The sequence below is a fragment of the Nocardia sp. AB354 genome (genome assembly GCF_049538315.1).
Lineage (GTDB): Bacteria > Actinomycetota > Actinomycetes > Mycobacteriales > Mycobacteriaceae > Nocardia > Nocardia nova.
Genome location: NZ_JBMVFU010000005.1, coordinates 313154 through 327160, shown reverse-complemented (window position 1 = coordinate 327160; position 14007 = coordinate 313154). Strand labels below are relative to the sequence as shown.

The following is a 14007-nucleotide window of genomic DNA, read 5'->3' as shown; positions in this document are numbered from 1 at the left end:
CCCGGCAGACAGGAGGTAGCACCGGATGGCGACATCGCAGTGCGGCGAGGCGACGGCGTCGGCGCCGCGCCGGGAGATCGAGTTGTCGTGGCGGCGCTCGAAGCTGTCCGGCGTACCACCCGAATTCGACGGATTCCCCGATCTGCCCACGGTGGAGGTCGATCCGCGCAGCCGGCTGCTCGAGGCCGCGCGGCCGGTTCTCGATCAGATGGCGGTCGCCCTCGCCGACACCGCCTACAGCCTGCTGCTCGCGGATCGCGAGTGCCGGCTGGTCTACCGGTGGTTCGGCGATCCGCGCTTCGAGCAGGCGCTGGACACACTGGGCATCCGGAGCGGAACCAGCCTCGCCGAGGACACCTTCGGCACCAATGCGCTGGGTACCGCGCTCGAAACCCGCCGCGGCATCGCCGTCAACGGCTCCGAGCACTACATCGAGCGCTTCAAGGGATTCACCTGCTACGGTCACCCGATCCTGCATCCGGTCACCCGCCGCCTGGTCGGCGCCTTGGACATCACCAGCACCAACACCCACGCCGATCCGCTGCTCGGCCCGTTTCTGCAGCGGGCGGCCCAGGATATCGAACAGCGGCTGCTGGATCAGGCCAAGGCGTCCGAACGTGCGCTGCTGGCCGCGTTCCAGACCGTTTCCCGGCAGCGGCGCGCCATCGCCGCGGTCGGCGACGACATCGTGCTGACCAACAAGAGCGCGGTGGATCTGCTCGGCCCGTCCGACTACGCGCTGTTGCGCCTGCTGGCGGAGCGGACCGCCGCACATCCGCGCGTCACCGAGGTTCGGCTCGCGTCCGGTGCGGCGGTGCGCATTCATCTGTCCCAGGCGCCCGGCGCCGGCACCGGCATGCTGTTCCACTTCGAACCCCTCGAAGAGGCCGCGACCGTGACCAGGGTGTCGGCGGGCACCACCGGGCACCGGGCGCTGGAAGGGGCGACGACGGGACCGGTTCTGATCGTCGGCGAACGAGGCTCCGGCCGCAGCAGCGAGGCTCGGCGGCTGGCGCGCGGCGCAGACGTGGAATTCCATCAATGCGCGGACGTCGCGGCGGACGGCGCCCAGCACTGGATCGACAGGCTGCGGGAGAACTTGTCCGGCCCCGGTGGCGCCGTCTGCGTCGACGGGGTCGATGCCCTGCCGGAGCCGGTGGTCGACCAACTGATCGATGCGATCGACGCCGCGCGCGGGCGCAGAGTGTTGCTCACCTCGCTGCCGCTGCGCACTACCCACGGCGCGCATGCCGCGCTGGCGGCCAGGTGTGTGCAGCGGGTGGACGTGGCGCCGCTGCACGAACGTGCCGCCGAACTGCCCGCGATCACGAAAACCCTGCTGCACGAGCTCGATCCGTCCGCCGATGTGCGGTTGCTGCCGAGCGTGATCGAATTGCTCGCCACCCACCCGTGGCCCGGCAACCTGCACGAACTCAAGGCCGTCCTGGCGCATGTGCTGCGGCATCGCCATCGCGGGGACGTGACGGTAGCCGACCTGCCGGACCGTTACCGCGTGTCCTCGCGGGCCCGCCGCCTTTCCGGTCGCGAGCGCGCCGAGCGCGATGCCATCGTCGAGGCGCTACGCCGCAATCAGGGCAACAAGCTCAAGACGGCCCACGAACTCGGCATCAGCCGCACCACGCTGTACGCCCGGCTCAAGGCGCTGCGCATCACCGACGGCCGATCGTCGCTCGGCCGTCCCGCGTGCCGATAGCGCGGGACGGCGTTCGGGAGCAGCTGCCGCCGAAACGGTTGCGGCACAGCCTGTTCCGGACGATGCGGGGACCGGGCTACTTGCGTGCGACGGCCGCGTAGGCGGACACCTGCACGTCCATCTTCTTCGCGGGTGCGACACCGTCGGGGCGCCAGCGGTGCGGCACCTCGACACCCGGTTCGATCAGCTCCATGCCGTCGAAGAAGCGCGCGAACTCGTCGCGGCTGCGGACCTGGCACGGCAGACCGCTGCGGCGGTAGATCTCGACCACCGTCGCTATCGCCGTCGGATCGAAGTCCGGGGTGACATGCGTCATCACCAGGTACGAGCCGGGCACGAACCGCTTCATCAGCGTCTCGATGATCCCGTAGGCGCCGTGCTCGTCGGGCACGAAATGCATCAGCGCGTTGAGGCTGACCGCGACCGGCTGGGTCAGGTCCAGCGTCTCGTGCAATCCCGGGGCGTCGAGAATCGCTTCGGGGGTGGTGACGTCGGCGGAGATGTAGTTGGTGCGTCCCTCCGCGGAGCTGATCATCAACGCCCGGGCGTGGACGAGCACGATCGGATCGTTGTCGACGTAGACGACTCGCGAGTCGGGGGCGACCTGCTGGGCCACCTGATGCAGATTCGGCTCGGTGGGGATACCCGTTCCGATATCGAGGAATTGACGAATCCCCGCGTTCGCCAGGAACCGTGTCACACGGTGGATGAACGCCCGGTTCTGCTGCGCGGCCACCCGCACTCCGGGCCAGGTCGCCACGACCTTCTCGGCCGCTTCCGCATCCGCGCTGTAGTGGTCCTGGCCGCCGAGGTAGTAGTCGTACATGCGGGCAGTGTGGGGCTGGTTCTGTCGCAGGTCGACAGGGGAGCCGGATTCCACGTCGCAATCCTTTCCGAGACGAAGCGGCAACGGCGATATGCGGAGTGCCGTGTCGAACGTGTTGCGGGCAACGGGAATCGGCGACCGAGGCCGATCCCCGCACGCGGCGAAAGTCTACCCGGCACCCTCGGCGCGAATCCGGTTCTCGGCGATCTCGTGGCCCGGCCGGTCGACGATCCGGCGCCGTGGACCACCGAGGACAACGGCGCCGGTTGCCGTGGATGGATCCGATTCGGGCCTTCCGGCCCCCCGGCCGGGACCTTCGGCGCTCCCGGTCGGGCACCCCCGCGACGAGGCTGGAATGCGAACCGGCGACGAATACCGACTCTGCGGCGAACAGAGGCTCCACATGACCATCGGCGACAACATGACGATCGACCGGGCGGGCCTGGATCGGCTCGTCACCGTCCTCGTCGAGCACGGATACCGGGTCATCGGCCCGCAGGTCCGCGATGGGGCGATAGTCCTCGACGAGCTCGATTCGGGCGCCCGGCTGCCCGGGGGCTGGGGTGTGCACACCGAGCCGGGGCGATACCGGCTGTTCCGGCGCGACGACGAAGCCGTCTTCTCGCATTCGGCCGGCCCGGGATCGTGGAAACAATTCCTCCAGCCGCCTCATCGCCGGATAGCCCGGTTCGACGCGGATCTGAATTCCGAACCGGTGCAGGATATTCCGACGCCGACCGCATTTCTCGGAGTGCGCGGCTGCGATATGGCCGCGATCGGCGTGCTCGGGCAGGTGCTCGGCGGCGGCGCCCATCCCGACTCGGCGTTCGCGGCGCGGCGCCGGGAGCTGTTCATCATCGGCGTGAACTGCACCGAGCCGGGCGGCGTGTGCTTCTGCGCATCGATGCACACCGGTCCCGACGTGTCCTCCGGCTACGACCTCGCCCTCACCGAACGCATCGACGACACCGGGCACCGGTTCCTCGTCGACGTGGGTACCGAGGCGGGTGCGCGCATCGCCGCCGAACTGGTCGGCGAACCGAGTTCGGAGGCGGAGATATCGGCGGCGCGAGCCGAGGTCGCGGCGGCGGCGGACCGGATGGGACGCAGCATGCCGGATGTCGATGTCCGCGACGTGCTTCGCCGCTCCCGCGAATCGCCTCACTGGCAGGACGTCGCGAGCCGCTGCCTCACCTGCGCCAACTGCACCATGGTGTGTCCCACCTGTTTCTGCACCACCACCGAGGACGTCACCGATCTCACCGGCACACATGCCGAGCGCTGGGAGCGGTGGGCCTCGTGCTTCGAACTCGACTTCTCCCATCTGCACGGCGGCAGTGTGCGGCAGTCGGGAGAGAGCCGGTATCGGCAGTGGCTGACCCACAAATTGAGTACCTGGTACGACCAATTCGGCAGTTCCGGTTGCGTGGGGTGCGGACGCTGCATCGCGTGGTGCCCCGCGGGTATCGACCTGACCGTCGAGGTCGCCCGCCTGGCCGAAACGGTCGAAGGAGGCGAGGATGACCACCGCTGAGGAACTGTCCGCCTTCGCGCCGCTCGCCACGCTGGACCGCGGCAAACTCGGCACGCTCGCGCGAGCGGGGCGAAACGTCGGCTATCCCGCCGGGCAGCGGCTGATCACGGAGGGCCGCCGAGCCGACCGATGCTGGCTCCTCCGATCGGGATGTGTGGCCGTGGACGCGACGCTTCCCGGCCGCGAGCCCTTCGTGGTGCAGACCCTCGGACCCGGTGATCTGCTCGGATGGTCATGGCTCGTGCCTCCCTACCGCTGGCATTTCGGCGCCGTCACCACCGAGCCCGTGCAGGCGATCGAATTCGATGCGGCCCGCCTGGCCGACATCGCCGATGCCGACCCGAAATTCGGCTACACGCTCACCTTGCTGCTCTTCGAGGCGCTGGTGGAGCGGCTGCAGGCCACCCGGGCGAGGTTGCTGAACCTCTACCGCAATCCGGGCGAGGCGGCCACGACCGCCCCGCTGCGCCGGGGGGAGAGCGGAGGTGGGCGGTGAGCAGCGCGCCGGCCGCCGCCGTGGTCGCCGACCCGGACACCATGCTCCGTTATCGGGTGGTCGAGCGCATCGCGCAGACCGCCGATACCGCGACCTTGGTCCTCGCCCCGATAGCTGATGCGGCACAACGGTTCCGGGCCGGCCAGTTCATGATGCTCTACCGATTCGGGGTGGGCGAGATCGCCATCTCGGTCAGCGGAAATCCCTGTGCCGCAGACAATTTCCTCGAGCACACCATCCGCTCGGTCGGTGCGGTGAGCTCCGCGCTGTACGACTCACCGCCCGGTGCCGTGATCGGGGTGCGCGGGCCGTTCGGCGCCGGATGGGATCTCGATTCCGCCGTCGGCCGCGATCTGGTCGTCGTCGGCGGTGGAGTCGGGATGGCGCCGCTGCGTCCGATCGTGCTGGAGGCGCTGGCGCGGCGAGCCGAATACGGCCGGATCGTGCTGATCACCGGCGCGCGAACCCCCGGTGAGACCCTCTTCCGGGACGATCAGCGCGCATGGCAGGCCGACGGCCGGCTCGAGCTGTACCGGACCGTCGATCACCCGGCTCCCGGCTGGACCGGAAGGGTCGGCTTCGTCACCGAACCCCTCCGCGCGCTCGTCGTCGATCCCGCGCGCACCACCGCATTCCTGTGCGGGCCGGAACCGATGATGCGGTTCTGCGCGCAGACGCTGATTCGGCACGGCATGGCACGCGGCGACATCCGGCTGTCGATGGAGCGCAATATGCAGTGCGGCGTGGGCCGATGCGGCCACTGCCAGCTCGGGCCGCTACTGATCTGCCGGGACGGTCCCGTCGTCGACTACGCGGTGGCCGGACCGCTGATGACGGTGCGGGAGTTGTGATGACCGTCCCGACACTCGCGGTATGGAAGTTCACCTCCTGCGACGGCTGCCAGCTCACCCTGCTGGACTGCGAGGACGAGCTGCTGACGCTCGCGGGCCGGATCCGGATCGCGCATTTCACCGAGGCGTCCAGTGCGGTCGAACCCGGGCCCTACGACGTGTCGCTGGTCGAGGGATCGGTCTCCACGCCCGAAGAGGTCGATCGGATCGCCGAAATCCGTTCGCAGTCACGCATTCTCGTCACGATCGGCGCCTGCGCGAGCCACGGCGGCATCCAGGCACTGCGCAACTTCGCCGATATCGGCGACTTCACCTCGATCGTGTACGCGAGCCCGGAGTACATCTCGACGCTGGACACCGTGACCCCGATCGCCGCGCATGTGCGAGTGGACTACGAACTGCGCGGCTGCCCGATCGACCGCCGCCAGCTCCTCGACACCCTCTGCGCCCTGCTGGCCGGTCGCGCACCCGATCTGCCCGACACCAGTGTGTGCACCGAATGCAAGCGCCGCGGCAATACCTGCGTCATGGTCGCCGACGGCATACCGTGCCTGGGCCCGGTCACCCAGGCCGGTTGCGGCGCCCTGTGCCCGTCGTATCACCGCGGCTGTTTCGGATGCTTCGGGCCGATGGCCCGCCCCAATATCGGTGCGCTGCTTCCGATCCTGCGCGTCAACGGCATGTCCTACGACGATGTCGATCGGGTGTTCGCCACATTCGCCGCGGCCGCACCGCCGTTCGCGGAAAGGGGGCGAGATGAGCCACCGCAGTAGGCGATTGACGGTGAATTCGCTGGCTCGGGTGGAGGGCGAAGGAGCCCTGCGGGTCGTCGTCGAGGGCGACAAGGTCACCCGCGCGGAATTGAACATCTACGAGCCGCCACGGTTCTTCGAGGCGTTCCTGCGGGGCAGGGCCTACACCGAGCCGCCCGATCTCACCGCCCGCATCTGCGGAATCTGCCCGGTGGCCTATCAGACCAGCGCGTGCAACGCACTCGAACAACTCTGCGGTATCCGCCTCGACGCGCCGCTGGCGGCGTTGCGGCGGCTGTTGTACTGCGGTGAGTGGATCTCCAGCCACGCCCTGCACATCTATCTGCTCCACCTGCCCGATTTCCTCGGCTATCCCGATGCCGTCGCGCTGGCCGCCGACCACCGGGAACTGGTGGAACACGGTCTGGCGGTGAAGAAGGCGGGCAACAGCCTGCTCGAACTCGTCGGGGGTCGCTCGATCCATCCGATCAACGTCCGGATCGGCGGCTTCTACGCGGTACCGGATCGGGCGCGGTTCGATCCGATCGCCGAACAGCTGCGTCGCGCGCGGGACTACGCCGTCGAGACCGCCGCATTCGCCGCGGGATTCGACTTTCCCGACCTCGAACTCGACCACGACCTGCTCGCCCTCACAGCGCCGGACGGGTACGCCATCGAAGACGGCACCCTGCGCAGCGACACCGGAACCTCGTTCACCGCAGCCGATTTCGGCGCGCACGTCGTCGAAGGGCAGGTGCCGCATTCCACCGCGTTGCACGCCCGGTTGGACGGCCGGCGCTACCTGGCCGGGCCGCTCGCCCGCTACAGCCTCAACTCCGCGCAGCTGTCACCGCTGGCCCGCGAGGTCGCGGCGGCCGCGGGCCTGCGCGCGCGGTGCCGTAACCCCTTCCGCAGCATCCTCGTTCGCGCCGTCGAACTCGTCTACGCCCTCGACGAAGCGCTCCGGCTGATCGACGACTACGAGCGACCCGCGCGACCGGCGGTCCCGGCGCGGCCACGTGCCGGTGTCGGCCACGGCGTCAGCGAAGCTCCCCGCGGAGTGCTCTACCACCGATACGAAACCGACGACGCCGGAGTCGTCGGCGCGGCCACCATCATTCCGCCCACCTCGCAGAATCAGGCCGCGATCGAGGACGACCTGCGCCGGGTGGTCGAGGCCAACCTCGGACTGGACGATGCGGCACTCACCCACCTGTGCGAACGCACGATCCGCAACTACGACCCGTGCATCTCCTGCTCGGCGCACTTCCTCGAGCTCGACCTGGTCCGCCGATGACCGGACCGCGGGCCGTGGTGATCGGCGTCGGGAACGACTACCGCCACGACGACGGCATCGGCCCCGCCGTGGCCCGTCGCCTCGAATCGCTGCGCATCCCCGCCGTCAGGGTGGCGCAGTGTGACGGCGAACCCACCGGCCTTCTCGACCTGTGGGCCGGTCTCGAGCTCGCGGTGGTCGTGGACGCGGTTCGCTGCGATCCCCCGGCTCCCGGGCGGGTGTGGCGCACCACGGTCGAGGACCTGCGCGGGTGCCCTCGCGCCGCCGGCTCGCATGCGCTCGGCGTTGCGGACGCGCTGCCGCTCGCGCGAGTCCTGGGCCGTGCCCCGGCCGAACTCGTCGTCGTCGCGGTCGAGGCACAGTGCCTCGATCCGGGTGTCGGCCTGTCCGGCCCGGTAGCGGCGGCCGTCCCGGACGCCGTCGCGGCCGTGCTGAGCGAACTCGCCCGCCTCGGGCTACGCCCGGCCGGAGCAGGGCCGCCGGACTGAACGTGCACCGCGTCCGGTGCCGGTGAGGGCTTCGGCACGCGCGGCTCCGAGGAGAAGGTCGGTCCGGCGTCGGCGTGGTAAGCATGTCGGGTGGCAGTGCGTGACAGGAACAACGTGGTCGTCCTCGGCTCGGCGGAGGGGCCGACGCTGCTGCTGGCGCACGGATTCGGCTGTGATCAGAACATGTGGCGCCTGGTCACCCCGATCCTGGCGCGGCGTTTCCGGGTGGTGCTGTTCGATCATGTCGGTTCGGGCCGCTCGGATGTCCGGGCGTGGTCGGCCGACCGGTACGGCGACCTGCACGCCTATGCCGACGACATCATCGATATCTGTGCCGAGCTGGATCTGCGTGATGTGGTGCTGGTCGGCCATTCCGTGTCGGCGATGATCGCGGTGCTGGCGGCGAATCGGGCGCCGGAACGGTTCGCGAAGCTGGTGCTGGTGACGCCCTCACCGCGGTATATCGACGACGGTGACTACCGCGGTGGATTCAGCCGCGCCGATATCGAGGAATTGCTCGACGCCCTCGAGGCCAACTATCTGGGCTGGTCGGCGTCCATGGCCCCGGTGATCATGGGCAATCCGGACCGGCCGGAACTGGGCGCCGAGTTGACGGAGAGTTTCTGCCGGATGGATCCGGCGATCGCGCGGGTTTTCGCGCGCGCCACCTTCCTGTCCGACAATCGTGCCGACCTGCGGCAGGTGAGCGTGCCGACGCTGATCCTGGAAACCGCGCAGGATCCGATCGCCCCGCGCGAGGTGGGCCGATTCGTTCACGACCGGATCCGGGGCAGCGAACTGGTCACCCTCGACGCCACCGGGCACTGCCCGCAACTGAGCGCCCCCGAACTCACCGCCGCCGCCATCGAAGCGTTCGCGGGCCTGGCCGCGATAAGCCGATGATGATGTGCCGGCAGGGCGAGGCCGACCGTCGCGACCGCGAGCGGTCACCCGATGCCGACCCCGCCTTCTCGGCGATGCTGGAGGACAGCGCCGAGGACCTCTACGACAACGCGCCGTGCGGATACCTGTCCACCCTGATGGACGGCTCGATCGCCAAGATCAACAGCACCCTGGTGGGCTGGCTGGGCTACGAGCGGTCCGAGCTGATCGGGCGCCGCGCATTCACCGATCTGCTCGCGGTGGGCGCGCGCATCTACTACGAGACCCATATGGCGCCGATGCTGGCCATGCACGGTAACGTCAACGGCCTGGCTCTCGACCTGCGCTGCGCCGACGGGACGAGGTTGCCGGTGCTGGTGACGTCGGTGGTGAAACGCGGCTCCGACGGCACCGCGCAACTGATCCGCACCACGATCTTCGATGCCCGCGAGCGCCGCGCCTACGAGCAGGAACTCCTGCGCGCTCGCCAGGCCGCCGAGCATGAACGAGAGCGGGCGTTCACCCTGGCCGCCACCCTGCAGCGCAGTCTGCTGCCGTCCGAACTGCCGGCGGTGCCGGGTATGCAGGTCGCCGCCTACTACCATCCCGCGTCCGCCGACGAGGTCGGCGGCGACTTCTACGACCTGTTCCCGCTGACCCCCGACACCTGGGGATTCTTCCTGGGCGACGTCTGCGGCAAAGGCGCCGACGCCGCGGTGGTGACGTCCTCGGCGCGATACACGATGCGCGCCGCGGCGGTCTACGACCCGGACCCCCTGGCCGTGCTGGCACACCTCAACACGGTGTTGTGCCGCGAATTCGACACCGGCACAACGGGTTTCTGCACCGTGGTCTACGGCTCCGTGCGCCCCACTCCCACCGGCGCGACGCTCACCCTGGCCGCCGGTGGGCATCCGCCACCGGTGCTGATCCGGGCCGAGGGCGCCACCGAATTGCTCGAGACTCCGGGCGGCATGCTGGTCGGGGCACTTCCGGATGCGGTATTCGCCGGGCGCGCAGTACATCTCGCACCCGGCGATACCCTGCTGCTCTACAGCGACGGCCTCACCGAGGCCCGCGTCCGCGGTCGCGAACGCCTCGGTGAGGAACGTCTTCGCGAATTCATCGATGCCCTCGGCCCGGTGTCGGCGCCCGCGCTGATCGCCGCGTTGACCGAGTTGCTGGCGGGATTCGACGGCGTCGACGACGACACCGCCCTGCTCGCACTCGGCATCCCGCCCCTCGCGGCTACCGACCGCTGAAAACCGGGAACCTGCTGGACTCGCCGTAATCCTGGAACTGCTCCATGTTCCGCAGCGCGCGCATGTCGTCGTCGGCGATCACGAAATCGACCTGGGCGTTGCTTCGCATGTGATCCGGGTTCGCCGTTTTCGGCAGCGGGAGGGTGCCGAGTTGCAGGGTGTAGCGGATGCACAGTTGCGGCACGGTCACTCCGTAGCGGTCCGCCATCGCGACGAGGTCCTGATTCTCGAGTATTTCCCCGTGCGCGATGGGGGAGTAGGCCTCCACGAGGATGTTCTCGTCCTCGCAGTAGGCGATGAGGTCGGCCGGAGTGTTTCCGACGTGCACGAGCAATTGATTCACCTGTGGCGCGACGGTGCAGGCCGAGAGGATGTTGTCGAGGTCGTGCTGTTCGAAGTTGGACACGCCGATGGACCGCAGCTTGCCCGCTCGATACGCGTCCTCGAGGGCTCGCCAGGCCTCCCGATTGCCCTCCGCGTAGTCCCCGCCCCGAAAGTCGGCCCAGGGTTGCGGACTGTGGATCAGCATGAGGTCGATGTGGTCGAGTCCCATCGTTTCGAGCGAACGATCGATGGCGGCGGCCGCGTCGGGGTAGTTCTTGATTTCCGCCGCCAGTTTGCTGGAGACGAACAGATCCTCACGCGCGACGCCACTGGTACGGATCCCTTCCCCGACGCCGCGTTCGTTTCCGTACGCCTGCGCGGTGTCGATATTGCGGTATCCGATGTCGACGGCGTCGGCCACCGCCCGGGCCGCTTCGTGGTCGTCGATGAACCAGGTGCCCAACCCCAGCTTGGGCACCCGCACACCGTTGGACAGCGTGTACGTCTCGTTCAGAACCATCGATTTCCACTCCTTCGGTCGTCGAATAGATTGCGGGAGAAAGTTTTTCGATCGATCGCGCGCAGGTCCGGCTCGGCAGCAGGACAGCAAACATTCGCCTACGGCCGTCGACTACCCACTGCGGCCCGGCTGTACCGCCGCCGACATCGGCGGGGGCCGACGGCAGTGTCACCTTCATCACGACGGCATCGCGGCTCAGCGATTTCACAGCAGGGTCGTGGAACGCTGGCGCGCGTTCGTCCGTCCGAAAGAAAGACCTTCGATGTCGACTCTCAATGGGCTGCCCGCTCATATCCTTCTGGTCCATTTCGTGGTGGTGCTGGTGCCGCTGACCGCCGTGCTCACCATCGCGTGTGCGCTGTGGCCGGCGGCGCGCCGGCGGTTCGTGTGGCTGAACCTGGCGCTGGCGGTGGTGGTCCTCGTCCTGACTCCGATCACCACCGAGGCCGGTGAATGGCTCGAGCGCCGGGTCGGCGCCAATCCCGATCTGAGCACCCACACCCATCTCGGCGACACCTTCCTCTACTTCGCCGTCGCGTTGCTCGTCGCGGCGGGCCTGATCGCGGTGGTTCATATGCGTGCGACCCGTGAGCGCGGGCTCTCCCGTCCGGTCGTGGGCGCGGTGGCGGTCGTCGCGATCGCCGCGAGCGTGGCCGCGACCGTGCAGATCTACCGCATCGGCGAATCCGGGGCGGGTTCGGCCTGGCACGGGGTGGCGACCCGGCCCGCGCACGCGCGCGCCGCGACGCAGGGCGTCACGTCCTCGCGGTGAACAGCCCCGCACATCGCTGCGAACCTGTTCTAATCGGGGTGCGCGGCCGGGAGCCCGGACCGTATCGACGCCGAGCGGAGTGAGATCGTGCCCCTAGCCCTGACCGCGGATCAGGCGGCGCTGGCGCAGGCCGTCAGCGGATTCGCCGACCGCCACCACACCCGTGAATACACCCGCAAGCACACCGATCGCCTCGCCGCCGGCGAACGGCCCACCTTCTGGGCCGACCTGGTCGCACTGGGTTTGCCCGGTGTGCATCTGCCGGACGAGGTGGGCGGACAGGGCGGAACTCCGGACGAGATCGCGGTGGTGCTCGCCGAGGCCGGGCGGGCGCTGCTGCCCGGCCCGCTCCTGCCCTCGGTGATCACCAGCGCCATCGTCGCCTCGGCGGAATCCGTTGCTGCGGTGAGCGATACGTTGCGACGTTTCGCCGAGGGCGGGACCGGTGCGACCGTGGATGCCGGACATGGGGTGCGGTTCGCCGACGGCCGGGCGAGCGGTACCACCGCCCCGGTCCTGGGCGCCGCCGCCGCCGACGTACTCCTGGTGGCCGCGGCCGACGGCGACCGGACCCGCTGGTTGCTGGTGGAACGTGGCGCCGCGGGCGTGCGGATCGAGGCGTGTGCCGGATCGGACCTCGGCCGCGACCTCGCCGTCGTCCGCCTGCACGATGTCGCCGGAATCGAGCTCACCGGCATCGACTCGGGCTACGCCGAGGCGGTCGCCACCGCCTTCATGGCCGCCGAAGCGGCCGGGGTGATCCGCTGGTGTTCGGACACGGCCATCGAATACGTCAAGGCCCGCAAGCAATTCGGCCGCCCCATCGGTTCCTTCCAGGCCGTGCAGCACCGTGCCGCGCAACTGCTGATCACCAGTGAACTGGCCACCTCGGCGGCCTGGGACGCGGTGCGCGGCCTCGCCGACGAACCGGCTCAGCGCACGCACGCCGCGGCCGGCGCCGCGCTCACCACCCTCGGCAACGCCGTGCACGCGGCCGTGGAATGTCTGTGCCTGCACGGCGCGATCGGGTTCACCTGGGAGCACGATCTGCACCTGTACTGGCGGCGGGCGATGTCGCTGGCCGGACTCGGCGGGTGCGCGGAGAGCTGGGAACGCCGCCTCGGTGAGGTCGCGCTCGGCGGCCCGCGCACATTCGCGGTGCCGCTGCCGGAAACCGATTCCTCGTTCCGCGAATGGGTTTCGGAGATTCTGGACCGGGCCGCCGCCCTGGACAATCCGAATCCGGGCAAGATCGGTGACCACGACGCCACCAATACCGGCCCCCGGCGGACCCTGCTCGCCGACTCCGGGCTGGTCTCGCCGCCGATGCCGAAACCGTGGGGGATCGAGGCCGGTCCGCTGGAACAGTTGATCCTGCAGGACGAATACGACAAGCACGGAATCGCCCAGCCCTCCATGGGAATCGGCCAGTGGGTGGTGCCGATCGTGCTGCAGCGCGGCACCCCCGAACAGCTCGCCCGGCTGGCCGCGCCCGCCCTGCGCGGCGAGGAGATCTGGTGCCAGCTGATGAGCGAACCGGAGGCAGGTTCGGATGTGGCGTCGCTGAGCCTGCGCGCCACCGAGGACGGCGACGGCTGGCGGCTGAACGGGCAGAAGATCTGGACCACACTGGCGCATCGCTGCGACTGGGGACTGCTGCTGGCCCGCACCGATCCCGAGGCCGAACGCCACCGGGGCCTGACCATGTTCCTGGTCGATATGCACGGTGCGGGGGTGACGGTCCGGCCGATCACCCAGTCCAGCGGTAACGCCGAATTCAACGAGGTGTTCTTCGACGACGCCTTCGTCCCCGGCGACATGGTCCTCGGCGAGGTCGGACAGGGCTGGGCGCTGACGTTGGAAACCCTTGCCCAGGAACGGCTTTTCATCGGTGGCGTCCGCGACCCCGGGCACAACTCCCGCATCGTCGGCATCATCGAGCGCGGAGAGTACGCGGGCAGTCGCGACAACGCCCTGCGTGTGCTGGGACGGATCAGTGCCCGCGGAGCCGCCATCTCGGCGATGAACCTGCGCGAGACCATTCGCCGCCTCGACGGTCACGCAATCGGCCCGGCCACCAGTATTTCCAAGGCCGCGGCCTCCATGCTGCACACCGACGCCGCGGCCGCCGCGCTCGAACTCGTCGGGCCGGCCGCGGCGCTGAACGAGAAGGACTGCGAAGTCGTCCTCCACGAGCTCGACATCCCCAGCTGGGTGATCGGCGGCGGGACCCTGGAGATCCAGCTCAACACCATCGCCACCCTGGTGATGGGCTTGCCGCGGAAATAG

Annotated in this window: 13 protein-coding genes; 11 read left to right on the top strand and 2 right to left on the bottom strand. The window is 69.2% G+C overall.

Translation table 11 applies throughout. The annotated features are described in order from the left end of the window. Window positions 1-25 precede the first annotated feature (25 nt). Window positions 26-1714, top strand: coding sequence for a sigma-54-dependent Fis family transcriptional regulator (locus ACPCUW_RS10325; RefSeq protein WP_423424472.1), 1689 nt, complete (start codon window positions 26-28; stop codon window positions 1712-1714). Window positions 1715-1790: 76 nt separating this feature from the next. Here ACPCUW_RS10325 and ACPCUW_RS10320 read toward each other — a convergent pair whose 3' ends face one another. Beyond that, a complete protein-coding gene (locus ACPCUW_RS10320; protein ID WP_423424470.1) occupies window positions 1791-2594 on the bottom strand; it encodes an SAM-dependent methyltransferase in 804 nt (267 codons plus the stop codon). 349 nt (window positions 2595-2943) lie between these two features. On the opposite strand from ACPCUW_RS10320, the gene ACPCUW_RS10315 reads away from it, so the two are divergent. The 8 genes from ACPCUW_RS10315 to ACPCUW_RS10280 all read left to right on the top strand — a co-directional run bounded on the left by ACPCUW_RS10315 (window position 2944) and on the right by ACPCUW_RS10280 (window position 10102). Then, window positions 2944-4074 (top strand): 4Fe-4S dicluster domain-containing protein, encoded by a 1131-nt coding sequence (locus ACPCUW_RS10315; RefSeq protein WP_423424469.1) that lies wholly within the window; start codon window positions 2944-2946, stop codon window positions 4072-4074. After that, complete coding sequence (locus tag ACPCUW_RS10310; RefSeq protein WP_305780670.1) at window positions 4061-4570, top strand: Crp/Fnr family transcriptional regulator; 510 nt, start codon at window positions 4061-4063, stop codon at window positions 4568-4570. Before ACPCUW_RS10315 ends, ACPCUW_RS10310 begins: the two co-directional genes overlap by 14 nt. A 41-nt stretch (window positions 4571-4611) precedes the next feature. Beyond that, window positions 4612-5421 (top strand): FAD/NAD(P)-binding protein, encoded by an 810-nt coding sequence (locus ACPCUW_RS10305; RefSeq protein ID WP_423424509.1) that lies wholly within the window; start codon window positions 4612-4614, stop codon window positions 5419-5421. Continuing rightward, entirely contained in the window at window positions 5421-6194 is a 774-nt protein-coding gene (locus ACPCUW_RS10300) for an oxidoreductase (RefSeq protein ID WP_063017225.1), read from the top strand. Before ACPCUW_RS10305 ends, ACPCUW_RS10300 begins: the two co-directional genes overlap by 1 nt. Further along, entirely contained in the window at window positions 6178-7470 is a 1293-nt protein-coding gene (locus ACPCUW_RS10295) for a Ni/Fe hydrogenase subunit alpha (protein ID WP_063017227.1), read from the top strand. Before ACPCUW_RS10300 ends, ACPCUW_RS10295 begins: the two co-directional genes overlap by 17 nt. Further along, the gene (locus tag ACPCUW_RS10290; protein WP_064906866.1) at window positions 7467-7958 is read left to right on the top strand and encodes a hydrogenase maturation protease; all 492 of its coding nucleotides are present in this window, start codon (window positions 7467-7469) and stop codon (window positions 7956-7958) included. Before ACPCUW_RS10295 ends, ACPCUW_RS10290 begins: the two co-directional genes overlap by 4 nt. A 90-nt stretch (window positions 7959-8048) precedes the next feature. Beyond that, entirely contained in the window at window positions 8049-8861 is an 813-nt protein-coding gene (locus ACPCUW_RS10285; protein WP_423424467.1) for an alpha/beta fold hydrolase, read from the top strand. A gap of 74 nt (window positions 8862-8935) precedes the next feature. Next, window positions 8936-10102 carry a PP2C family protein-serine/threonine phosphatase gene (locus ACPCUW_RS10280; protein ID WP_423424507.1) on the top strand — a complete coding sequence of 389 codons (1167 nt, stop codon included), beginning with the start codon at window positions 8936-8938 and terminating at the stop codon, window positions 10100-10102. Here the strand turns inward: ACPCUW_RS10280 and ACPCUW_RS10275 are convergent. Further along, window positions 10089-10946: an aldo/keto reductase gene (locus ACPCUW_RS10275; RefSeq protein ID WP_423424465.1), complete on the bottom strand. Its 858-nt coding sequence runs from the start codon at window positions 10944-10946 to the stop codon at window positions 10089-10091. The genes ACPCUW_RS10280 and ACPCUW_RS10275 overlap by 14 nt on opposite strands. A 262-nt stretch (window positions 10947-11208) precedes the next feature. On the opposite strand from ACPCUW_RS10275, the gene ACPCUW_RS10270 reads away from it, so the two are divergent. Together ACPCUW_RS10270 and ACPCUW_RS10265 are read left to right on the top strand one after the other, a co-directional pair. Beyond that, on the top strand, window positions 11209-11718 hold the full coding sequence (locus ACPCUW_RS10270) for a DUF2231 domain-containing protein (RefSeq protein ID WP_423424464.1): 510 nt from the start codon (window positions 11209-11211) through the stop codon (window positions 11716-11718). An 87-nt stretch (window positions 11719-11805) separates the two neighbouring features. Beyond that, complete coding sequence (locus tag ACPCUW_RS10265; RefSeq protein WP_423424462.1) at window positions 11806-14007, top strand: acyl-CoA dehydrogenase family protein; 2202 nt, start codon at window positions 11806-11808, stop codon at window positions 14005-14007.

Coding starts and splice junctions, on each gene's coding strand:
- ACPCUW_RS10325 (WP_423424472.1), top strand. CDS start 26: ATGGCGACATCGCAGTGCGGCGAGGCGACGGCGTCGGCGCCGCGCCGG.
- ACPCUW_RS10315 (WP_423424469.1), top strand. CDS start 2,944: ATGACCATCGGCGACAACATGACGATCGACCGGGCGGGCCTGGATCGG.
- ACPCUW_RS10310 (WP_305780670.1), top strand. CDS start 4,061: ATGACCACCGCTGAGGAACTGTCCGCCTTCGCGCCGCTCGCCACGCTG.
- ACPCUW_RS10305 (WP_423424509.1), top strand. CDS start 4,612: ATGCTCCGTTATCGGGTGGTCGAGCGCATCGCGCAGACCGCCGATACC.
- ACPCUW_RS10300 (WP_063017225.1), top strand. CDS start 5,421: ATGACCGTCCCGACACTCGCGGTATGGAAGTTCACCTCCTGCGACGGC.
- ACPCUW_RS10295 (WP_063017227.1), top strand. CDS start 6,178: ATGAGCCACCGCAGTAGGCGATTGACGGTGAATTCGCTGGCTCGGGTG.
- ACPCUW_RS10290 (WP_064906866.1), top strand. CDS start 7,467: ATGACCGGACCGCGGGCCGTGGTGATCGGCGTCGGGAACGACTACCGC.
- ACPCUW_RS10280 (WP_423424507.1), top strand. CDS start 8,936: ATGCTGGAGGACAGCGCCGAGGACCTCTACGACAACGCGCCGTGCGGA.
- ACPCUW_RS10275 (WP_423424465.1), bottom strand. CDS start 10,946: ATGGTTCTGAACGAGACGTACACGCTGTCCAACGGTGTGCGGGTGCCC.
- ACPCUW_RS10270 (WP_423424464.1), top strand. CDS start 11,209: ATGTCGACTCTCAATGGGCTGCCCGCTCATATCCTTCTGGTCCATTTC.